Consider the following 22,037-nt stretch of genomic DNA (forward strand, 5'->3'; position numbering starts at 1 on the left):
TGATCCGGCGCCGTGTAGTTTTACTACAAATGCATTCGCATTTCATGCTTTTAGACAGTCGGGGTAGTAGTAAAACTACAGAAATGCGGCTTTTGGTCGCACCCCTGCTTGTGGGGAAAAACGTTCATGTTGGTTGGCGGTGTGTCGCGAACGGGTGATTCTTGATGTTTTTTGCCAGTGATTCGTTTTTTTTAGCTATTTCCAACTTTTGTATGACAGTCCAACCGTGGTCCGCCTTCCATTTGGCCGCCTTTACCCCTCTCTTTCACGCCGATCAAGGATAGTCCATGCGCCTGCCTTTGCCGCTCGATCTGCCCGCCACCCTGCAACCGCTGGTCGCTCGTAATCAGCAGTTCCTCAGCGATGCCGTGGCTGGCCACCCCGAACTCGACCTGAACGCTTGGAGCCCGGCGCATCGGCAACAGTTCGACCAGGTTGCCGCCGCCAGCGACTTCGTCCTCGGCCAGGCCCAGCGCGAGCCGGCCATGCTGTTTGCGCTGATGGCCAGTGGGGAACTCGAGCGGCGCTATGCGCCCGGTGAATTGCGCGCGCAGGTCGCTGCCGTGGCCCAGGCCGCGCAAAGCGAAGACGCGCTTGCGCGTAACCTGCGCCGCGAGCGCAACCGTCAGCAGGTGCGCATCATCTGGCGCGACATCACCCGCCAGGCCGAACTGGGTGAAACCTGCCGCGACCTCTCCGACCTTGCCGACGCCGCCATCGACGAAGCCTATCAATGGTTGTACCCACGCCATTGCCAGCAGTTCGGCACGCCCATCGGCCACCGCAGCGGCCAGCCGCAGCACATGGTGGTGCTGGGCATGGGCAAGCTGGGGGCGGTAGAGCTGAACCTGTCGTCGGACATCGACCTGATCTTCGCCTTCCCTGAGGGCGGCGAGACCGAAGGGGTCAAGCGCTCGCTGGACAACCAGGAGTTTTTCACCCGCCTGGGCCAGCGCCTGATCAAGGCCCTGGACCCGGTCACCGTCGACGGTTTCGTGTTCCGCGTCGACATGCGCCTGCGCCCCTACGGTTCGGCCGGTTCGCTGGTGCTGAGCTTCAATGCCCTGGAGCAGTATTACCAGGACCAGGGCCGTGACTGGGAGCGCTACGCCATGATCAAGGCCCGGGTAGTGGCCGGTGACCAGGTGGCAGGCGCCCAGTTGCAAGAAATGCTGCGCCCGTTCGTCTATCGCCGTTACCTGGACTTCTCGGCCATCGAGGCCCTGCGCACCATGAAGCAGTTGATCCAGCAGGAGGTGCGGCGCAAGGGCATGTCCGAGAACATCAAGCTGGGTGCCGGCGGCATCCGCGAGGTGGAATTCATCGCCCAGGCCTTCCAGCTGATCCACGGTGGGCGTGACCTGAGCCTGCAGCAACGGCCCTTGCTCAAGGTGCTGGCGACCCTCGAAGGCCAAGGTTACCTGCCGCCGGCGGTGGTGGCCGAGCTGCGCGAAGGCTACGAGTTCCTGCGCTATACCGAGCACGCCATCCAGGCCATCGCCGACCGCCAGACCCAGATGCTGCCAGACAGCGAGACAGACCAGGCGCGTGTGGCCTATATCCTTGGCTTCGCCGACTGGCAGGGCTTCCATGACCAGTTGATGCAATGGCGTGGCCGTGTCGACTGGCACTTCCGCCAGGTGATCGCCGACCCGGATGACGAAGACGGCGAGGGTGAGCTGGTGGTGGGGGGCGAGTGGTCGCCGCTGTGGGAGCAGGCGCAGGATGAAGACGCCGCCTGCCGGCAGCTCGAAGAAGCCGGCTTCAAGCAGCCTGCAGATGCCTTGCGCCGCCTGGCCGGGTTGCGCTCCAGCCCGCAACTGCGGTCGATGCAGCGCATTGGCCGCGAGCGCCTGGATGCCTTCATCCCACGGCTGCTGGCCCAGGCCGTCGAGCATCAAGACCCTGACCTGGTGCTTGAGCGGGTGCTGCCGCTGGTCGAGGCGGTCGCGCGGCGTTCGGCCTACCTGGTGCTGCTCACCGAAAACCCGGGGGCCCTGCGCCGCCTGTTGACCCTGTGCGCGGCGAGCCCGTGGATCGCCGAACAGATTGCCCGCTACCCGTTGCTGCTCGACGAGCTGCTCAACGAAGGCCGGCTGTTCAGCCCGCCACTGGCGCCGGAGCTGGCCAGCGAACTGCGCGAACGTTTGACGCGCATCCCCGAGGACGACCTGGAGCAGCAGATGGAGGCGCTGCGCCACTTCAAGCTGGCCCACAGCTTGCGCGTGGCCGCCTCGGAAATCAGCGGCAACCTGCCGTTGATGAAAGTCAGTGATTACCTGACCTGGCTGGCCGAAGCCATCCTCGACCAGGTGCTGGCGCTGGCCTGGCGCCAGACCGTGGCCCGCCACGGCCAGCCCAAGCGCAGTGATGGCAGCCTGTGCGACCCGGGTTTCATCATCATTGGTTATGGCAAGGTCGGTGGCCTGGAGCTGGGCCATGGCTCGGACCTGGACCTGGTGTTCATCCACGACGGTGATCCGCAGGCCGAAACCGATGGCGACAAGCCCATCGACAGCGCGCAGTTTTTCACCCGCCTGGGCCAGCGCATCATCCACCTGCTGACCACCCAGACCAACTCCGGGCAGCTCTACGACGTGGACATGCGCCTGCGCCCGTCCGGCGCTTCGGGGCTGCTGGTGAGTTCGCTCGGTGCCTTCGAGCGCTATCAGCAGAACGAAGCCTGGACCTGGGAGCACCAGGCCCTGGTGCGGGCCCGCGTGCTGGTCGGCTGCAAGCAGGTGGGCGCAGCGTTCGAAGGCGTACGCGCCAAGGTGTTGGGGCAGGCCCGTGACCTTGAGAAGTTGCGCACCGAAGTCAGTGAAATGCGCGCCAAGATGCGCGGCAATCTCGGCACCAAGGCTACTGCCGCTGGCACGGCGGCGAATGCGTTCGATGCCGGGGTTGCGTTCGATATCAAGCAGGATGCTGGCGGTATCGTCGATATCGAATTTATGGTGCAATACGCCGCTTTGGCCTGGTCCTTTGACCATCCGGCCATACTTCGATGGACCGATAACATCCGCATTCTGGAAGAGCTGGAGCAGGCGGGCTTGATGCCGGCCAGTGACGCGGTGCTGTTGCGCGAGGTGTACAAGGCGTTCCGTTCTGCCTCCCACCGCCAGGCCTTGCAGAAGCAGGCCGGGGTGATCGATGCGGCGCAGTTTGCCGATGAGCGTCGTGAGGTACGGCGTATCTGGGGCGAGCTTGGGCTGAGTTGAGATTGCCGGGGCCGCTTGGCGGCCCTTTCCGACCTGTCCGGCGCCCCGGCAGGGCCGCTCCGGGGGCCTGGAGGCCCATGTTCCACCACCGGTGGTACACTGTCCGCCACATAGCCTGAATATAAAGAGGGGAGGCCAGGCTGTACCGCAGCCTGCAGCCTCCCCGAGCGTTTCTGGACTAAGCATGAGAATACTGATCATTGGCCCCAGCTGGGTCGGCGACATGGTAATGGCGCAGACCCTGTTCCAGTGCCTGAAACAGCAGCACCCCGACTGCGTGATCGACGTGCTGGCGCCCGAGTGGAGCCGGCCGATCCTCGAACGCATGCCCGAGGTGCGTCAGGCCTTGAGCTTCCCGCTCGGCCACGGCGCGCTGGAGCTGGCCACGCGGCGGCGCATCGGCAAGTCCCTGGCCGGCCAGTACGACCAGGCGATCCTGCTGCCCAACTCGCTGAAATCGGCGTTGGTACCGTTTTTTGCCGGTATCCCCAAACGCACCGGCTGGCGCGGCGAGATGCGTTTCGGCCTGCTCAACGACGTGCGCAAGCTGGACAAGGCGCGCTACCCACTGATGATCGAGCGCTTCATGGCCCTGGCCTATGCGCCGGATGCCGAGCTGCCGCAACCCTACCCGCGCCCCAGCCTGCAGATCGAGGCGCAGAGCCGCGACCTGGCCCTGGCCAAGTTCGGCCTGGCGCTGGACCGCCCGGTGCTGGCGTTGTGCCCTGGTGCTGAGTTTGGCGAGGCCAAGCGCTGGCCGGCCGAGCACTACGCCGCCGTGGCCGATGCCATGATCCGCCAGGGCTGGCAGGTGTGGCTGTTCGGCTCGAAAAGCGATCACCCGGTCGGAGAGCAGATCCGCGACCGGCTGATCCCGGGGCTGCGTGAAGAATCGTACAACCTGGCGGGTGAAACCTCGCTGGCCGAGGCCATCGATTTGATGTCCTGCGCCGATTCGGTGGTGTCCAACGACTCTGGGCTGATGCACGTGGCCGCCGCGCTGAACCGCCCGCTGGTCGCCGTCTATGGCTCGACCTCGCCGGGCTTCACGCCGCCGCTGGCCGAGCACGTCGAAGTGGTGCGCACCGGCATCGAATGCAGCCCTTGTTTCGACCGTACCTGCCGCTTCGGGCACTACAACTGCCTGCGCCTGCTCGAACCGCAGCGCGTCATCGCCGCCTTGCACAGCCTGGGTGGTCCGAACCTGATCGATACCGTGGCCGAGGTCGACTAAGTGCGGGTACTGATCATCAAGACTTCGTCGCTGGGGGATGTGATCCACACCCTGCCGGCAATCACCGATGCCGCCCACGCCATACCGGGCATTCGTTTCGACTGGGTGGTGGAAGAAGGCTTTGCCGAGATCCCCAGCTGGCACCCTGCGGTCGACGAGGTGATCCCGGTGGCGATCCGGCGCTGGCGCAAGCATCTCTGGCAGACCCTGAAGAGCGGCGAGTGGAAGGCGTTCAAGCAGCGCGTTCGCGCGCGCAAGTACGACCTGGTGATCGATGCCCAGGGCCTGGTCAAATCGGCCTGGCTGACCCGCTACGTCAAGGCACCGGTGGCCGGGCTGGACCGCTACTCGGCCCGCGAAGGCCTGGCCAGCCGCTTCTATGACCGGCCGCTGTCGGTCGCGGTTGGCCAGCACGCCGTGGAGCGGGTGCGTCAACTGTTCGCCATGGCCCTGGCCTATGACCTGCCGGAAGGCATCGGCAACTACGGCCTGGACCTTGATCGCCTGCAATTGCCGCCAGCCGCCCCCTACGTGGTATTCCTGCACGGTACCACCTGGGCCACCAAGCATTGGCCCGAGGCCTACTGGCGCGAACTGGCCGAGCGCATGGGCCGGCGCAAGCTGCAAGTGCGCCTGCCCTGGGGCAACCCGGCCGAGAAGGCGCGCGCCGAGCGTATCGCCCAGGGCTTGAACAACTGCCAGGTACTGCCCAAATTGAACCTGGTCGGCGTCGCCCGCGTGCTGGCTGCGGCCAAGGCCTGCGTGGCCGTGGACACCGGCCTGGGCCACCTGGCCGCAGCGCTGGACGTGCCGACCATTTCTCTGTTTGGCCCGACCAACCCTGGCCTGACCGGCGCCTATGGCCGCGCCCAGGTTCACCAGGCCAGCGATTTCCCCTGCGCGCCCTGCCTGCAGAAGAAGTGCACCTACAAACCGAGCGCCGATGACCTGCGCCGGTTCGATCTCAAACGCGAGTGGCCACTGTGCTTCACTCGCCTGAATCCCGAGCATGTGGCGAGCCGCTTGAGCGCGTTGCTGCTGGCTGAGGATGTTCGTTGATGCAACTGGCTTTCGTGCTTTACAAATATTTCCCCTTCGGCGGGCTGCAGCGCGACTTCATGCGCATTGCCCTGGAATGCCAGAAGCGCGGCCATCAGATTCGCGTGTACACGCTGATCTGGGAAGGTGATATTCCGCCGGGCTTCGAAGTGCTGGTGGCGCCGGTCAAGGCGCTGTTCAACCACCGGCGCAACGAGAAGCTCAGCGCCTGGATGGCCGCCGACCTTGCCAAGCGCCCGGTCGACCGCCTGATCGGCTTCAACAAGATGCCAGGGCTGGACGTGTACTACGCCGCCGACGGCTGCTTCGAAGACAAGGCCCAGACCCTGCGCGGCGGCCTGTACAAGCGCTGGGGCCGCTACCGGCACTTTGCCGAGTACGAGCGGGCGGTGTTCGCCAAGGATGCGAAAACCGAGGTGCTGATGATCTCCGAGGTGCAGCAGCCGCTGTTCGTCAAACATTACGGCACCCCGGCAGAACGCTTCCACCTGCTGCCGCCGGGCATTTCCCAGGACCGCCGCGCGCCGGCCAACGCCGCCGAAATCCGCGCCGGGTTCCGCAAGGAATTCAACCTGGCGGACGACGACCTGCTGCTGGTGCAGATTGGTTCGGGGTTCAAGACCAAGGGCGTCGACCGCAGCCTCAAGGCCTTGGCCGCACTGCCGTCGGCGTTGCGCAAGCGCACCCGCCTGATGGTCATTGGCCAGGACGACCCCAAGGTGTTCCAGCTGCAAAGCGCCACCCTCGGCTTGGGCGACCAGGTGCAGTTCCTCAAGGGGCGTAGCGACATTCCGCGCTTCCTGCTGGGCGCCGACCTGCTGATTCACCCAGCCTACAACGAAAACACCGGCACCGTGCTGCTCGAAGCCCTGGTGGCAGGCCTGCCGGTGCTGGTGTCCAAGGTGTGTGGCTACGCCCACTACATTGCCGAGGCCGACTGCGGCCTGGTCCTGGACGAGCCGTTCGAGCAGGAACAACTCAATGGCTACCTGCAACGCATGCTCGAAGACCCGCAGGCGCGCGTCGACTGGTCGCGCAATGGCCTGGCCTTTGCCGATACGGCCGACCTGTACAGCATGCCGCAGCATGCTGCCGACGTGATCCTGGGGCAGGAGACCGCATGAAGCTGATACTGGCCGAACCCTTCAAGCGCCTGTGGGCCGGGCGTGATGCCTTCGAGGCCGTGGAGGCGCTGCAAGGCGAGGTATACCGTGAGCTGGAAGGCCGCCGCACACTGCGCACCGAGGTCGAGGGCGAAGGCTTTTTCGTCAAGATCCACCGGGGCATCGGTTGGGGCGAGATTTTCAAGAACCTGTTCAGCGCCAAGCTGCCGGTGCTCGGTGCCGGCCAGGAATGGCGAGCCATCCAGCGCCTGCACGAGGTCGGTGTGCCGACCATGACCGCAGTCGCCTATGGCGAGCGCGGCAGCAACCCGGCCACCCAGCACTCGTTCATCGTCACCGAAGAGCTGGCGCCGACCATCAGCCTGGAAGACTTCAGCATCGACTGGGTCAGGCAGGCGCCCGAGCCACGCCTCAAGCGTGCGCTGATCGCCGAAGTGGCGAAGATGACCGGCGGCATGCACCGCGCCGGGGTCAACCACCGCGACTGCTACATCTGCCACTTCCTGCTGCACACCGACCGCCCGGTGACGGCAGACGACTTCAAGCTGTCGGTCATCGACCTGCACCGTGCCCAGACGCGGGCGAGCATCAGCCGCCGCTGGCGTGACAAGGACCTGGCCGCGCTGTATTTCTCGGCGCTGGACATCGGCCTGACCCGTCGCGACAAATTGCGTTTTCTGCGTGGCTACTTCCAGCGCCCGCTGCGCCAGGTGCTTGCCGAAGAGGCCGCGCTGCTTGCCTGGCTGGAACGCAAGGCGCAGAAACTCTATGACCGCAAGCAACGTTATGGGGATGCACTCTGATGTCGGGTTGGACACTGGCGCCCGGCTACGAACACCTGGCGGCGGATTTCGGCAGCCTTGATGCCGTCTTTGCCATCCACGGCGAACGCTTGACCCGCGACCCGCTCAGCGAGGTGGTGCGCATCGAGCGTGACGGCGTCAATTACTACGTCAAGCGTTACACCGGCGCCGGCAAGCACATGCGCCGTTACCTCGGCAGGCCGCGCATCAAGGCCGAATGGCAGAACCTCAAGCAGTTCGCCAAGTGGGGCATCCCCACCGCCGAAGTGGTCGCCTGGGGCCTGGAACGCAAGGGCCTGGCGTTTGGCCGGGGGGCGATGATCACCCGTGAACTGCCGCGCACCGAAGACTTGTCGGCGCTGGCCGAGCGCAATGATGCACGCCTGGCTGACCGGGTCTGGGTCGAGCGTGTCAGCCAACAGCTGGCGCGCCACACTCGGGTCATGCACGAGCACCGTTTCGCCCACAACGACCTGAAGTGGCGCAACTTGCTGGTCGACGACCAGGGCACGCTATTCTTCATCGACTGCCCGACCGGCGACTTCTGGCGCGGTTTCATGTGGCGGCACCGGATGATCAAAGACCTGGCGTGCCTGGACAAGGTCGCCAAATACCACCTGTCGGCGACCCAGCGCCTGCGTTTCTACCTGCAATACCGCGGTCGCGACCGGCTCAATGCCCGCGACAAGAAGCGGATCCGCCAGGTGCTGAGCTTTTTCGAGGGAAGGGAATGACCGATTACCTGGCCAGCGCAGACCTCGCGCTGCTCAAACGCCACGGCTTGAACGACTTCGAGGCGCTGTGGGCGCTGCAGCTCGATGCCGTGGACGAGCCCAACACCGGGCGCGGGGGCTGGAGCAGCGTGTTCCGCCTGGAGCTCGAAGGCAAAGGGTACTACCTCAAGCGCCAGAGCGACTACCTCACCCGAACCCTGCACAGGCCCTTCGGCGAACCGACCTTCGCCCGCGAATTCCGCAATATCAGCCGTTACCAGAAGCTGCACATCCCGGCTTTGCAGGCGGTGTTCTATGGCGAGCGCAAGCAGGCCGGCCAGCACCGGGCAATCCTCATGACCCGGGCGCTGGACGAATGGGCCGACCTGGACAGCCTGTTGGCCCAGTGGCCGCAGCTGGGCGACGCCGAACGCAAAGGCATCCTTGAAGCCTGCGGCCATTTGGCGCGCACGCTGCACGGCGCCGGGCAGGTACACGGCTGCTTTTACCCCAAGCATATTTTCTTGCGCCAGCGCCGCGAGGGCTGGGACGCGCAACTGATCGACCTGGAAAAGACCCGGCCGCTGCTGTTCGGCGGGCGTGACCGGCTCAAGGACCTGGAGCCGTTGCTGCGCCGTGCCAGTGCCTGGAGCGAGGCGGATGTGCGTCAGTTGCTGGCGGCCTATCTGGCGCAGCCGGCGGACAGCGCCCTGGTCGACAACTGGCTGCAACGGCTGACGCAACGCCGTCGTGAAAAAGAGGCCCGCTGATGCGTTTGTCTGAACTGAAAGCTGCCGGGCGCACCCCGGCATTGCCCTTGAGTATCACCCTGGCCGATGCCGCCGGTAGCGCCGACCTGCAATTGTTCAGCCTGCTGCGCGTACTGCCCGGCCAGCGCTATGTCGGTGCCGGTGTCTGGCGTGGCACGCCGGTGCTGGCCAAGCTGCTGGTAGGGGGCAACGCTGCGCGGCATTTCCAGCGCGAGTTGCACGGCGTGAAGCTGTTGGCCGAGCAAGGCCTGACCACGCCGAAACTGCTGGCCGATGGTTTGAAGGAAGGCGAGGGCGGCTGGCTGTTGTTCGAGTTTCTCGATGGCGCAGAAAGCCTGGCCGATGCCTGGGCCGCCGTGGAACACCTGCCGGTACTGGCCGACGAACAGCACCTGGTGCTGGGCGAAGCGCTGACCGCGGTGGCGCAAATGCACGCCAAGGGCCTGTGGCAGGAGGACCTGCACCTGGACAACCTGCTGCGCCACGGCGCCAAGCTGTACCTGATCGATGGCGCGGGCATCAAGGCCGAGACGCCGGGCCAGCAGTTGTCGCGCCCGCGTGTGCTGGAAAACCTCGGAGTGTTCTTCGCCCAGTTGCCCAAGCGTCTGGAGCCGTTCATCGAAGAGCTGCTGGTGCATTACCTGCTGGCCAATGCCGAGCACGCGTTGCCGATGGAAGCGCTGCAAAAACAAATCGACAAGGTGCGCAACTGGCGCCAGAAGGACTACCTGGAAAAGGCCGGCCGCGAGTGCACACTGTTCAGTGTCGAGCGCAGCCTTTCGGGCCTGCGGGCGATCCGCCGTGGTGAAGTCGATGCGATGTTGCCGGTGCTGGCGCAGGCCGATGCGCTGATCGACAACGGCCACCTGTACAAGACCGGCGGCGCCGCCAGCGTGGCTCGCATCGACGTCGATGGCCGCCCGCTGGTGCTCAAGCGCTACAACATCAAGAACACCGCGCACTGGTTCAAGCGCTTCTGGCGCCCGAGCCGGGCCTGGCACTCGTGGATCGAAGGCCACCGCCTGGAGTTCCTCGACATCGCCACACCTCGCCCGTTGGCGGTGCTGGAGCAACGGGTGATGGGCCTGCGCAGCCGTGCGTACCTGGTCACCGAATATGTCGATGGCCCGGACCTGACCGCGTGCTTCGCGCCCTATGTGGAAAACGGCGAGGCGCCTGAAGAGCAGGTCGATGCGTTGGTCAAGGTGATGCAGCAACTGATCCGCGAGCGCATCAGCCATGGCGACTTCAAGGGCCACAACCTGTTCTGGCACAACGGCCAATGGTCGCTGATCGACCTCGACGCCATGTGCCAGCACGCCACCGGGCTCAGCTTCGCCCCGGCCTACGCCCGTGACCGGGCGCGGCTGCTGCGCAACTGGCCGAGTAGCAGTGCCCTGCATCAGCGGCTCGACCGGTTGCTGCCACGGCTCGCCGAGTAGCCCTCGGGCAGCGCCAGCCAATCGCTGCTGCGCCCGGCCTGGCGCACACGGATGCGCCATTTTTGGTCTTGCCAGCGCAGGATCGCCCAGGGCACTACGCTGGCTTGCTGGGCGTGGGGGATCAGCAGGTGGTAGCGCCCGGCGAGCAGGTGCGCCCGCACCGGCAGTTGCCCAGCAGCGGTTTGCAGGTAGAGCTGGTCGTCTGCTCGGTACAGCCCTGCCAGCGCATCCACCGCCTCACCCGCCAGCGGCGGTTGCAGGCGGCAGTCGGCCAGCAACTGCACAAGATCCGGCAGGCCGTCGTACCACAGCACCGGTGAGTCGATGACCCAGTTGCCATTGGCGAGGCGTTTGACCGGCTGCTGCAAGTAGGCATCGGGTTGCGTCGGGTCGATGACCCGCCAACGATGGCCGTCGAACGAGACCTTGTAGTAACGGCCATGGGCGTCCTGGATGTAATACAGGGCCAGCCCCTCGAATGCCGATGCTTTCTCGAAAACGCTTTCGCCGTGCACACCTTCAATGGTGAAGCGCAGGTTCTCGAGTGCAGGTGTGATGCTGTAACGCGAGGGTAGCGGCAATGGCGGTTGCATCGGCATGCCACGCATCACCCGGCGCATCAGGCTGCTGCTGACCACGCTGGTGCTGGCGTCGTTGGCGTAGCTCAGGGCGTTGTAGGTATGGGTCAGCACGCCGTCGATGTCATCTTGGCCAAAGGCATCCACCCCATCCCAGATCTCGATGGCCATGCGCCCCAGCGCAAGCGGAAGTTGCACCCGGGCAGGCAGTACCAGGCTGATCAGGTCGAGCAGGCGCCAGGCCAGGGCAGTGCCCTGCTGCAGGTCGGCTTCCCCGGTGGTACGGCTGTCGGCATCGACCTGTGCGAGCCAACTGCGTACCTCGGCCCTGTAGCAGGCGTAAAACAGCTCGTCGTCGATCGCTGGGGTGCGCAGCGCAGGCCCGAGCCGGCCCTTGTTCAGCAGCTGATCGATGCTCGCAGGCGCCAGCAGGGGCAGGCGGCTCGCCACATAGGCACGCAGGGTGGGTTGCCTGCGCAGCAAGCGCATCAGTTCACGCGCGTTGCTCAGCCCGCGCCAGGCGCGGCGGTCGGGTGCATCGGGGGTGTACAGGACGAACGCGCCGGTACCGGAGGCTGCGGCATTGATCAGCAACACCCCTTGCAGGGTATGGCCATGAATCGTCAGTTGGCGCACGGTGACGCGCTGCCCGTCCACCGGCGGGCGTAGCGCGTTGTGCGGATAGTCCAGCACCTGACGCACCCAACGGTAGCCGAGTTCGCCCTGGTCGCGGCCAAAGTGCCCGGCATAACGCGCCTTGGCTGCCTCGGCGCGCATGCGGGCACGGTTGATCAGGGCATGGGCGTTTCGTCGCCAGCCCCCGACCGGGGAATCGATCAATTGCGTCTTCAGGTAGGCATGATAGCTGTCGCCGACATTCAGGTGCCTGATCATCGCCTTGATGTAGGCGGGGTTAAGCGCCTCGGGTAACGGCTTGTCGTAGCGGTGGGTTATCCGGGCGGTAAGCCAATAGTCGTAGTCGAACCAGTTCAGGTTGCGCAGTGCCAGCTCGTGCAGGGGGTAACTTTCCCTGACCAGCTCGACCATCTGCCCGCCGACCTGCTCGAAACCTCGCCAGGTGACGTAGCTTGATGGGTTGAAGGGGTTCAGCTGCGGGCCGGCCTGAAGGCTGTGCACGACATGAACCATGATGTCGGCGGCGGCATAGAGCAGGGCATGATCGTGGCGCAGGCGTTCCTCGACGCGCGCGCGGGCCCAGCCTTTCAGGTTGTCCTGCTGACGGAACTGCCCCAGGGTAAGAATGCCTGGCGCGGCGATCCGATTGCCGGCCGCCACCAGTTGTTGCATGGCCTGCATGATGTGCGAGAGCGCCTGTGGCCCTGCTGTACTCAACCAGTTGGGCAGGTTTTTCTCCAGTAGCAGGCCGTAGCGGGTGACGAGCAACGCTTGCTTGCCAACTTCGGCCGCCAGTGAAAGGGCGTCGCGCAGCGTATCCACAGCCGGTGCCGGGGCACCCTGGGCGGTTATCCAAGCCTGATTGACACGCAGGCGCTGCGCTTCGATCAGGCTGTCGACTTGAGCTTGCACGGGGTCATCGGCATACCATTCGTAGCGCAGTCGGTCGGCCTTGGCGGCGTTGTCGATACGCTCGGCATCGACCAGCAGGCGCAGCAGTGGCGGGCCCTGCAGTGGGTCGTCGAGGCGCTCGCACAGCTCAAGGTGCAAGTCGGCCAGCGAGGCGTAGGCCTCGATGCCCTGGGCCAGGCCGCACAGCAAGGCCGGGCCCAGGGCCTGCTCTGGGGTGAGCTCGGCAGCCTCGTCGTTGCCGGTGACGACCACGAACATACCCGGCAGCACCGCGCGGCTGTGGGGCTGGCTACGGCTGAGGACCAGGCGGTACACCTGGGCACGCGTGGCCACCGGCTGGGGCCTCCGTTGCCAGGCGTTGGGCAGGTCGAGGCACAGGCTGAGGGCGTCGGCCTCGGGGGCGGGCAAGGTCCCGTCGGCCAGGCGCAGTGTCAGCTCGGCGTGCATCAGGGCGCGGCGCAGGTCGCCGAGGCGCACCCTGCGCGAGCGGCCTTGGGTGTCGCAGGCGGCCCAGTATTCCGACAGTTCGCCCTGCAGTTGCTGTCGGCTGAGCGGTTGCCGGTCGGCGGCCGGTAGTTGCGCCAGCAGTGCGATGATCTGCTGGTCGAGGAATTCGATGCGTTCCAGCGGTAGCATGTTGCGCTCCTTTCTTAAGGGAGCCGCAACGTTAGGGCCCAGGGCAAGGGCCGGAGCGGTAGCCGGTTATCGACCGCAAAGCCCGCGCAGGCTGAGGATGGCGGGCACGCCGAGGCCCAGCCAGGCCAGGGCGTCCCAGGCACCGTCACCCAGCAAGGCGGCAAACAGGCCGGCGGCACCGAGTACGCTGATGGCGGCCGGCCAGGCGAAGATCCGCCAGGATGATCGAGAGGCGTGGCTCATGCCCGCACCTCCCGGGCTTTGCGCTGCTTGCTTAGCCACAGGTACAGGCCGCTGCCGAGCACGATGATGGTCAGCACATCCAGCACCGCCCAGAGAATCTGCATGGGGCGCCCGCCGTAGTCACCGAAGTGCAGTGGCTGGGACAGGCCCATGGCGTCCATGTACCACGGGCGTTCGCCCACTGCCGTCACGTGCAGGGTGCGCGCATCGATCAGCACGGGGGTGAGCAGGTGCGAGGTCAGGTGAGTGGCGCCCTTCATGAACACGGCGTAATGGTGCTCGCTGGAGAACCGCGTGCCGGGGAAGGCGATGAAGTCCGGGCGCATACCGGGCGCGGCCTGCCCGGCGATGTCCAGCAGGCGGCTGGCTGGGGCGCGCTCGGTGAGCGGCGGGGCGTCACGGTAGGGCGCGACCATGGCGGCCAGGCTGTCGTTGCGCCAGGCGGCGATCACCAGGTCGGACAAGGCACTGATCACCCCGGTGACGCCAACGGTCAGCGCCCAGGCCAGGGTCACCACGCCAATCAGGTTGTGCAGGTCGAGCCAGCGCAGGCGGCGGGATTTGTCGTGGCGCACCGTGGCGAAATCCAGGCGGCGCATGAACGGCGCGTAGAGCACGGTGCCAGAGATGATCGCCACGACGAACAGCACACCCATGAACGCCAGCAGCAGCTTGCCGGGCAGCCCGGCGAACATGTCCACGTGCAGGCGCAGCATGACCATCATGAAGCCGCCGTTGGCGGCGGGCATGGCGACAGCTTCGCCGGTGCGGGCGTCGAGCATGAAGGTGTGTGACGAATTGGGCTCGGTGCCTGCGGTGGCGGCGGTGATCGCCACCACGCCGTTGCGTTCGTCCTCGTCGTAGCCGAAGTACTGCATCACTTCGCCGGGGCGATGCTGCTCGGCCTTGAGTACCAGCTGCTGCAGGTCGAGGTGCGGGGTGCCTGCGGGCATCTCGCGCAGCTCGGGGGCATCGCCGAGCAGATGCTCCAGTTCGTGGTGGAAGATCAGCGGCAGGCCGGTCAGGGCCAGCAACAGCAGGAACAGGGTGCAGACCAGGCTGCTCCAGGTGTGGATCGCGGACCAGCGGCGGATGGTTGAGCTTTTCATCACGGTACCGTTTCTCGTCTGATGAAACCTGGGGCTGCACAGCAGCCCGGGCGACTCAGAACTTGTAATTGACGCTGGCCACCACGTTGCGTTCGTCTCCGTAGTAGCAGTAGTAACCGTCACAGGTCGACAGGTAGTCCTTGTTGAACAGGTTCTTCGCATCGACGGCCACCGTCACGCCCTTGAGCGTGCCGTTGAGACGGCCCAGATCGTAATGCACCGACGCGTCGTAGACTGTGTACGACCCAACATGGCCCCAGTCGGTATTGGTGGTGTTGCCGTAGGTATCGCCCACATAGCGCACACCAACGCCTACGCCAAAGCCGTCGAGCGCTCCCTCGTGCCAGGTGTAGTCGGCCCACGCGGTGGCTTGGTTGCGTGGCACCTGCGCCATACGCTTGCCTTTCTCTCCGTCGTTGCCTTTGATGATCTCGCTGTCGTTGTAGGTGTAAGAACCTACCAGTTTGAGGTTCTCGGTGACGTCGGAGGTGGCTTCGAGCTCCAGGCCCTTGACTCTGACTTCACCTACCTGGCGGGTCACGCCACCTTCGGTGACCGACATGTTCTGTTGGGTCAGGTCGAACACTGCCGCAGTGAACAGACTCTTGCTGCCGGGGGGCTGATACTTGATACCTAACTCGTACTGCTTGCCTTCGGTGGGCTTGAACGCATCGGTACTGTTGACCGCAGCACCTGTTGCTGCCTGGAACGACTCGGCGTAGGACAGGTACGGCGTCAAGCCGTTGTCGAACACATAGCTCAGGGCCGCGTTGCCGCTGAACTGCTTGTCACGCTGGGTATTGGTGGCGTCGCCCTGGTTATGGAAGGTAGTGCCGGTGTGCACCCAGTCTTCACGACCGCCCAAGGTCAGGCGCCAGTTGTCCAATGCCATCTGGTCCTGCACGTAGAGACCGGTCTGTTGGGTCTTCTGTGTGTAGTCATACATGTCGAAGTACTGGACGTTGGAGAAATCCTGGCCGTACACCGGATTGTGGATGTTGCTCGGCGGTACGCCAGCGGAACCCCAGCGCCAGCGGGCATCGCTGGTCGAGCGTTGGTGGTCGAGGCCCAGCAGCACGGTGTGACTGATTGCGCCCGTCTGGAAGTCGGCCTGGAAGTTGTTGTCCAAGGCGAACTGCGAGATGTCCTCTTCGACGATACCTGCGGTGCGTTGCACGGTGCCGTCGGCGCTCACGGCCTCATCTGGCCCGGCTGGCCAGATCGACCCACCGGCGGTAATACCCTTGAAGTCCAGTTCGTTGCGTGCGTAACGCAGGTTCTGACGGAACTGCCACACATCACTCAAGCGCGTCTCGAACGCATAGCCCAGGTGGTAGTAAGTGCGGTCGTACGATTCCCAGTCTGGATCGCCCAGGTTCTTGTGGTGGGAGATCTTGCCCGCTGGGCTGTCCAGCTTGGTGCCCTGCAGTGGCAGGAACTGACCGGTAATGCCGGTATCGTCGCGGGTGTACTGGGTAATGAAGGTCAGTTTTGTAACGTCGTTGATGTTCCAGGTCAGGCTGGGGGCGATGTTGTAGCGCTTGTCTGGAATATGGTCGATCGGGGTACCGCTGTCGCGCACGGTGCCGCTTACCCGGTACACGAACTGGCCGCTGTCATCGACCTTGCCCGTGCTGTCAAAATTAATCTGCCGGTGATTATTGCTGCCGACCTGGGCTTCCACCTCGTGGCTGGCTTCCAGCTCTGGCCGGCGGGTGGTCATGTCAAGCAGGCCGCCGGGCGGGGTTTGGCCGTAGACCGAGGACGCAGGGCCACGCAGCACGGCAATACGCTCAAGGTTCCAGGGCTCAATTTTCGGCGAAGCGTAGTTGCCCTTGGGCAAGGGCAGGCCGTCGAGGAATTGTGTGGGTACGAAGCCACGCACTAGCAGCCAATCGCTGCGCGAATCGGAGCCGTAGCCGCTGCTTTGTACCCCAGCGGTATAGCGCAGTGCGTCGTTGAGGCTGAGGACGGGGCGCTCTTCCATTTGCTGACGGGTGATCACGCTGACCGAGCGCGGCAATTCGGCGATGGCCGTGTCGGTCTTGCTGCCTGCTGCGGTACGTGTGGCGGTGTAGCCTTCCACTGGGCCCCAGGCGCTTTCGTAGGCCGCATTCGCATTGATCGCCGTCTCCGGCAATGCGAGCGTTCCTTCAGGCGTCGCCACCAGGCTGTAGCTGCCGACGCTGCTCTGCTGCAACTGCAACCCGCTGCCGCGCAGGGCGGCCTGCAGGGCGCCGATGCCGTCGTACTGGCCGGTGACGGGCGCCGAAGTGCGGCCGCTGACCAGTGCTGGGTCGATGGCCAGGGCGATGCCCGACTGGCTGGCGATCTGGTTGAGGGTGCTGGCCAGGGGGGCGCTGGGCAGGTCGTAGGCGCGCAGGGCGGATTGCTCGGCGGCGAACAGGGCAGGGCTGGCCAACGGCGCAGCCAGGCCAATGGCCAGGGCCATCAGGCTGGGGCGCAGGATACGATCGACAGTACGGGACATGCAGCGGCTCCTCGACGGATAAGTGCTTACTGCTTCCTTGCCGAGCGAGATTTCAAAAGTGACAGGGGGGTGTCATGAAAAAAGCGGGATTTTTTGCAGGCGCGGCCACAGGCCGCTACTACTGGGGCTGAACCGTTACCCACCAAGGAGTATGCCGCTCGATCTTCACCGGTAATGCCGGCACCAGCGATGCCAGGGCCAGGTCGATGTCGGTCAGCGGGAAGCTGCCGGTAACACGCAGGTCGGCAACTTCGTCTGCCACCCCGAGGTGGCCGCTGCGGTACTTGCCGAGGGCAGCGACCAGGTCAGCCAGGCGTACGTTGTCTACCACCAGCATGCCGCGGGTCCAGGCATCGGCACCGACGTCGACCGTGCCGACCTGGCCGAGGCCGTTGGCATCCATGAGTACCTGCTGGCCTTCGCGCAATACCTGTTCGTCACCACTGTTCAGCGGCATGGCCGCGACTGAGGCCTGCAGCACCTCCAGGCGTGTTCCGTTGGCCTCACGGCGCACCAGAAAGCGCGTGCCCAGCGGGCGCAGGCGGCCGTCGTCGGTGCGTACCAGCAATGGGCGGGGGTCCTGGTGGCCGGTCTCGACCGAGATTTCACCCTGGTGCAGCACGATGACCCGTTGCGCGCCTGCGTAGTCGATGTCCACCGCTGTGTGGGTGTTCAGGCTCAGCAAGGTGCCGTCTTCCAGACGCAGGGTGCGCAGCTCGCCGGTGGCGGTGCGTTGGTCGGCCAGCCAGTAGTGCGCTGACAGCGACGGGGCGCCGACCCAGGCCAGCAACGAACCCAGCAGGAACATGCCCGCCAGGCCTCCGCCCACCTTGCCGATGCGCCGGCGCAAGCCGGCGCGCGATTGCAACAGCGCCTGGCGCGCGGGCCCGGCAGCGGCGCTTACGCGCTGGTCGAGGCAACCCAGCTGGCGCCAGGCGCGGGCATGCTCTTCGCTGGCAGCGTGCCAGCGCATGAATTCACTGCGTTCATCTGGCGTGCCGCTGCCCTGGTCCAGGCTCAGCTTCCAGGCAATGGCTGCATCCAGCACCCGCGACGAGACGGGTGAACCGTTCACGTCGGCTCCCCGTACAAGGCCACATAGCACTGGCGCATGCCCTGGGCGATGTACTGACGTACCCGCGAGACCGAAACACCAAGGCGCTCGGCGATTTCGGCGTGGCCCATGCCGTCCAGGCGGTTGTGCAGGAAGGCCGCACGGGCCTTGCTCGACAGCTTGCCAAGCAGGCGGTCGATGGCCTTGAGGTCTTCGAGAATCAGGTGCTGGATTTCGGGGGAAGGCTGTTCGGCTTCCGGCAGGTGGGCGAGTTCGGCCAGGTAGGCCTGCTCCAGTGCGGCGCGGCGGAAGTGGTCGAACAGCAGCCCCTTGGCCACGGCGGCCAGGAATGCGCGTGGCTCGCGGGGCGTGTCCAGTTGCTCACGGCCTAGCAGGCGCACGAAGGTGTCCTGGCTCAGGTCTTCGGCACGTTGGCGGCAGGCCATGCTGCGTTGCAGCCAGGCGAGCAGCCAGCTGCGGTGATCGCGGTAAAGCGCACCGACCAGCTCGGCGTGTGGGCTGTGTGCAGAAGACAAGCAGCGTCCCCCCGGAACGAATGCATTAACTAACGATAATTATTCGCGATTGTTGCAGAGGCGGGGGGCGCGGCGCAATGGACGCTTATCGGATTGCCACCATGGCGGGGCTTCCAGGCGCATGGTTTGGATGATTCAGCGCCTAACAGATCGAGCGCAACAACACCCAAGCCCTACAAACCGTGACTCTGCGCCGCACGCCGCCGCCACCCGCGCAACCGCTGCTCAAGCTGCAACGGGCTGTCGAGCTGCTGGCGGCGTGCCTGGCTGAACAGGATCAACGCCAGCTCGGCGGTGACCTGGGCATCAGCGCTGGCATGGTGGCGCTCTTCAACCTGCAGGCCAAAGCGGGCGACCCAGTCGTCCAGCCCGGCTTCGCGCAGTACCGTGTCGGGGTTGAGCATTGGCGCCAGTTCAGCCACATCCAGGAACGGCACCTGCAGGCGATAGCCCAGGCTTTCCTTCAGCGCCCGCGCCAGCATGCGCTGATCGAAAGGCGCATGGAACGCCAGCACCGGGCTGTCGCCAATGAAGTCGAGCAGGTCGATCAACGCCTCGGCCGGGTCGCAGCCCGCGGCCAGGGCACTGGGCCCTAGCCCGTGAATCAGCACACTGGCGTTGGTCTTCTGGGTGGGGCGGTACAGGGTGCGTTCGAACTGCTGGGCAAAGTCGATGGCACCGTCCTCGATGGCCACGGCACCGATCGACAGGACCTGGTCGCGGTTGGGGTTGAGGCCACTGGTTTCCAGGTCCAGCACCACCCAGCGCTGCTCGCGCAACGTGCACACCCCCAGCGCAGCCGGCTTGGGCAACTGCGCCAGGCGTTGGCGCGCAGTGTCGTCCAGCGTGGGCAGGCTGGGGCGCAGCCAGGCGAACAGGCTCATAGCTGGTACCGCAAGGCCAGGCTGCTTTGCAGGCGCTGGGCCTGGCGCAGCGACTCACGCAGGATGCGTCGGTCCAGGTGGTTGAGGCTGTCGGGGTCGACGCGGTTGGAGTAGGGCAGGTTATCGCGGGTCTGGCGCTGGTGCTGCTGCATGCGGGTCTGCTGGATGAAGTGGTAGGCCTCTTCGTAAGCCGCACCGTCGAGTGGTTCGATGATGCCCTTTTGCACCAGCTGGCGCAGGCGTTCGAGGGTGTTGCAGGCGCCGATGCCGTTGGCCAGGGCCAGCAAGCGCGCACCATCGACGAAGGGCGTCAGGCCCTGCACCTTGAGGTCGAGGGTGGCGGCCTTGTCGTTGCCCTGGCGGGTCAGCACGAATTCGCGCAGGCGGCCCACCGGTGGGCGTTGGCGCAAGGCGTTGTCGGCCATCATGCGCTGGAAAATGCGGTTGTCGGCGACCTGGGCCAGCAGGCTCTGGCGCAGTTGTTCACAGCCTTGCTCGTCACCCCAGACCACGCGCAGGTCGAAATAGATGCTCGAACCCAGCAGGTTTTCGGGGCTTGCCTCGCGGATGAACCCTGCAAAGCGCCGCGCCCATTCGCCGCGTGACAGGCATAGCGCCGGGTTGCCTGCCATGACATTGCCTTTGCACAGGGTAAAGCCGCACTGCGCCAGGCACTGGTTGATGTACTGCGCCAGGGGCAGCAGGCGGGCACGGATCGCGTCAGCTTCGGCGCTGTCGCGGGCCTCGAACAGAATGCCGTTGTCCTGGTCGGTGTGCAGGGTCTGCTCGCGCCGTCCCTCACTGCCGAAGCACAGCCAGCTGAACGGCACGCCTGGGTCGCCGCGTTCGGCTATGGCCAGTTCGATCACCCGGCAGACCGTGTGGTCGTTGAGCAAGGTGATGATCTGGGTGATCTGCGTCGACGAGGCGCCATGGGCGAGCATGCGCTCGACCAGCTGGCTGATCTCACCGCGCAGCGACACCAGGGTGTCCAGGCGCGGGGCATGGCGGATGGTACGCGCCAGGTGCACCAGGTCGACCCGTTGCAGGGAGAACAGGTCTCGCTCGGAAACCACCCCGCACAGGCGCTGGTTGTCCACCAGGCAGACATGCGCGATATGCCGCTCGGTCATGGCCATGGCGGCATCGAAGGCACTGGCCTGCGGGCTGAGGTAGAACGGCCTGGCGGTCATGTGCCGGTCGATGGGCGCGCCTAGGTCGGCATCCGCGCCCGCCACCACCTGGCGCAGGTCACGCAGGGTGAAGATGCCGATCGGGTAGCGCTGGGGGTCGACCACGACAATGCTGCCGACCTGCTGCTCGTGCATCAGCCGCACGGCGTCGCGCAGCGGCGTGTCGGGGTTGCACACCACCGGGTGACGCATGGCCAGCTCGCCCAGGGGGGTGTTCAGCGAGTACTGGGTGCCGAGGGTTTCCACGGCGCGTTGGCGCACCTGCTGGTTGACCTGGTCGAGCAGGCTGCTGACCCCGCGCAGGGCAAAGTCGCGAAAGGCCTCCGACAGGGAGAACACGCGGATGAACGCGGCCTTGTTCAGTTGCAGGCAGAAGGTGTCCTCACCGGCCAGGTGCTCGGTGCGGGTGGCGCGTTCGCCAAGCAGGGCGGCCAGGGGGAAGCACTCGCCGCTGGTGATCTCGAAGGTGGTCTCCACACCGGGTTTGACCAGGTGCTGGCGTTCGCCGACCACGCGCCCTTGTTTGACGATGTAGAAGTGCTCGACCGGGCCGTCGGCGGGTTTGACGATGCTTTCGCCACTGGCATAGAAACGCAGCTGGCACTGCTCGACCAGATACGCCAGGTGGCTGTGCTCCATCTGGTTGAAGGGTGGGAAGCGCTGCAGAAACTGCAACGTACCTTGTATGTTCTGCAGCACAGCCGTCCTGCCCGCCTGGCTGTAGGCGTCCTTTTTACTCATGACACTGACCGTATCGCTACGCCGAACTATATATATCTATATATAGGTGCCGGCCTTGTTGTTCTCGGTCCCCATGGTCGGCTGGCTGAGGTGTGGTGCCCATTGGACGTAAGTCTATGGGCGGCGTGTGATCAATATCGCAAGGCGCGGTCTTACCGGTGAGCAAGACTTTTTTTGACGAGACGACCATGGTTGAGCATGACGACATCCTGAGTGACGCCGAACGCGAGGCACTGGCCGGGCTGGTGGCGCCTATTGCGCCCAAGCCTGTGGTACTGGTGGTGGACGACAACCCAGTGAACAGCGAGGCCTTGAGCCTGTACCTGAAAAGCAGAGGCATCGACTGCATGACGGCCGACGGGGCCCAGGAGGCGATGTTCAAGCTGCATTACGAGCCGAGGATCGCCTTGATGATCACCGACCTGCGCATGGAGCCCAAGGATGGCCTGGAGCTGATTCGGCAGATTCGCGAGTCGGAGCGGGCGGCGTTGTCGATCATCGTGGTGTCGGGCGACACCGATGTGAAGGAGGCGGTGGACGTGATGCACCTGGGGGTGGTCGACTTTTTGCTCAAGCCGGTGGACCTGGGGAAACTGCTGGAGCTGGTGAAGAAAGAACTGAAGATTGGGTGATGGGTAGAGGGGCCGCAAAGCGGCCC

General features: G+C 65.2%; 17 protein-coding genes. 9 read left to right on the forward strand and 8 right to left on the reverse strand.

The window, feature by feature from the left end; all coding sequences use genetic code 11:
* Positions 1-287: 287 nt before the first annotated feature.
* The 8 genes from glnE (at position 288) to NP534_RS13295 (ending at position 10,366) form a co-directional block, all read left to right on the forward strand.
* Positions 288-3,221, forward strand: a complete 2,934-nt coding sequence (gene glnE, locus NP534_RS13260; protein WP_033703118.1) for a bifunctional [glutamate--ammonia ligase]-adenylyl-L-tyrosine phosphorylase/[glutamate--ammonia-ligase] adenylyltransferase — start codon at positions 288-290, stop codon at positions 3,219-3,221.
* A gap of 184 nt (positions 3,222-3,405) precedes the next feature.
* A complete protein-coding gene (waaF, locus tag NP534_RS13265) occupies positions 3,406-4,455 on the forward strand; it encodes a lipopolysaccharide heptosyltransferase II (RefSeq protein WP_274098991.1) in 1,050 nt (349 codons plus the stop codon).
* The gene (waaC, locus tag NP534_RS13270; protein WP_033703116.1) at positions 4,456-5,514 is read left to right on the forward strand and encodes a lipopolysaccharide heptosyltransferase I; all 1,059 of its coding nucleotides are present in this window, start codon (positions 4,456-4,458) and stop codon (positions 5,512-5,514) included.
* Complete coding sequence (locus tag NP534_RS13275; RefSeq protein ID WP_274098992.1) at positions 5,514-6,638, forward strand: glycosyltransferase family 4 protein; 1,125 nt, start codon at positions 5,514-5,516, stop codon at positions 6,636-6,638. Before waaC ends, NP534_RS13275 begins: the two co-directional genes overlap by 1 nt.
* Positions 6,635-7,441 (forward strand): lipopolysaccharide core heptose(I) kinase RfaP, encoded by an 807-nt coding sequence (gene rfaP / locus NP534_RS13280; RefSeq protein WP_186658562.1) that lies wholly within the window; start codon positions 6,635-6,637, stop codon positions 7,439-7,441. The genes NP534_RS13275 and rfaP overlap by 4 nt, the downstream gene beginning before the upstream one ends.
* On the forward strand, positions 7,441-8,175 hold the full coding sequence (locus NP534_RS13285) for a lipopolysaccharide kinase InaA family protein (protein WP_274098993.1): 735 nt from the start codon (positions 7,441-7,443) through the stop codon (positions 8,173-8,175). Before rfaP ends, NP534_RS13285 begins: the two co-directional genes overlap by 1 nt.
* On the forward strand, positions 8,172-8,924 hold the full coding sequence (locus tag NP534_RS13290; protein ID WP_274098994.1) for a lipopolysaccharide kinase InaA family protein: 753 nt from the start codon (positions 8,172-8,174) through the stop codon (positions 8,922-8,924). Before NP534_RS13285 ends, NP534_RS13290 begins: the two co-directional genes overlap by 4 nt.
* Positions 8,924-10,366: a lipopolysaccharide kinase InaA family protein gene (locus NP534_RS13295; RefSeq protein WP_274098995.1), complete on the forward strand. Its 1,443-nt coding sequence runs from the start codon at positions 8,924-8,926 to the stop codon at positions 10,364-10,366. The genes NP534_RS13290 and NP534_RS13295 overlap by 1 nt, the downstream gene beginning before the upstream one ends.
* On the opposite strand, the gene NP534_RS13300 is transcribed toward NP534_RS13295, so the two are convergent.
* The 8 genes from NP534_RS13300 to NP534_RS13335 all read right to left on the reverse strand — a co-directional run bounded on the left by NP534_RS13300 (position 10,327) and on the right by NP534_RS13335 (position 21,379).
* Positions 10,327-13,128, reverse strand: a complete 2,802-nt coding sequence (locus tag NP534_RS13300; RefSeq protein WP_274098996.1) for a dermonecrotic toxin domain-containing protein — start codon at positions 13,126-13,128, stop codon at positions 10,327-10,329. The genes NP534_RS13295 and NP534_RS13300 overlap by 40 nt on opposite strands.
* A 66-nt stretch (positions 13,129-13,194) precedes the next feature.
* A complete protein-coding gene (locus tag NP534_RS13305; RefSeq protein ID WP_274098997.1) occupies positions 13,195-13,371 on the reverse strand; it encodes a hypothetical protein in 177 nt (58 codons plus the stop codon).
* Positions 13,368-14,480, reverse strand: a complete 1,113-nt coding sequence (locus NP534_RS13310) for a PepSY-associated TM helix domain-containing protein (RefSeq protein ID WP_033703108.1) — start codon at positions 14,478-14,480, stop codon at positions 13,368-13,370. Before NP534_RS13310 ends, NP534_RS13305 begins: the two co-directional genes overlap by 4 nt.
* A gap of 55 nt (positions 14,481-14,535) precedes the next feature.
* Positions 14,536-16,971 carry a TonB-dependent siderophore receptor gene (locus NP534_RS13315; protein ID WP_274098998.1) on the reverse strand — a complete coding sequence of 812 codons (2,436 nt, stop codon included), beginning with the start codon at positions 16,969-16,971 and terminating at the stop codon, positions 14,536-14,538.
* A gap of 118 nt (positions 16,972-17,089) precedes the next feature.
* Positions 17,090-18,046, reverse strand: coding sequence for a FecR domain-containing protein (locus tag NP534_RS13320; protein ID WP_186658574.1), 957 nt, complete (start codon positions 18,044-18,046; stop codon positions 17,090-17,092).
* Positions 18,043-18,561 (reverse strand): RNA polymerase sigma factor, encoded by a 519-nt coding sequence (locus tag NP534_RS13325; protein ID WP_047583689.1) that lies wholly within the window; start codon positions 18,559-18,561, stop codon positions 18,043-18,045. Before NP534_RS13325 ends, NP534_RS13320 begins: the two co-directional genes overlap by 4 nt.
* A gap of 173 nt (positions 18,562-18,734) precedes the next feature.
* Positions 18,735-19,445, reverse strand: coding sequence for a 3'-5' exonuclease (locus tag NP534_RS13330; protein ID WP_274098999.1), 711 nt, complete (start codon positions 19,443-19,445; stop codon positions 18,735-18,737).
* Positions 19,442-21,379 (reverse strand): putative nucleotidyltransferase substrate binding domain-containing protein, encoded by a 1,938-nt coding sequence (locus NP534_RS13335; protein ID WP_095065455.1) that lies wholly within the window; start codon positions 21,377-21,379, stop codon positions 19,442-19,444. The genes NP534_RS13330 and NP534_RS13335 overlap by 4 nt, the downstream gene beginning before the upstream one ends.
* Before the next feature lie 188 nt (positions 21,380-21,567).
* Here NP534_RS13335 and NP534_RS13340 point away from each other — a divergent pair, with 188 nt between their 5' ends.
* Positions 21,568-22,011: a response regulator gene (locus NP534_RS13340; protein ID WP_274099000.1), complete on the forward strand. Its 444-nt coding sequence runs from the start codon at positions 21,568-21,570 to the stop codon at positions 22,009-22,011.
* Positions 22,012-22,037: the final 26 nt, after the last annotated feature.

The sequence above is a fragment of the Pseudomonas sp. 39004 genome (assembly GCF_028682155.1).
Lineage (GTDB): Bacteria > Pseudomonadota > Gammaproteobacteria > Pseudomonadales > Pseudomonadaceae > Aquipseudomonas > Aquipseudomonas capeferrum.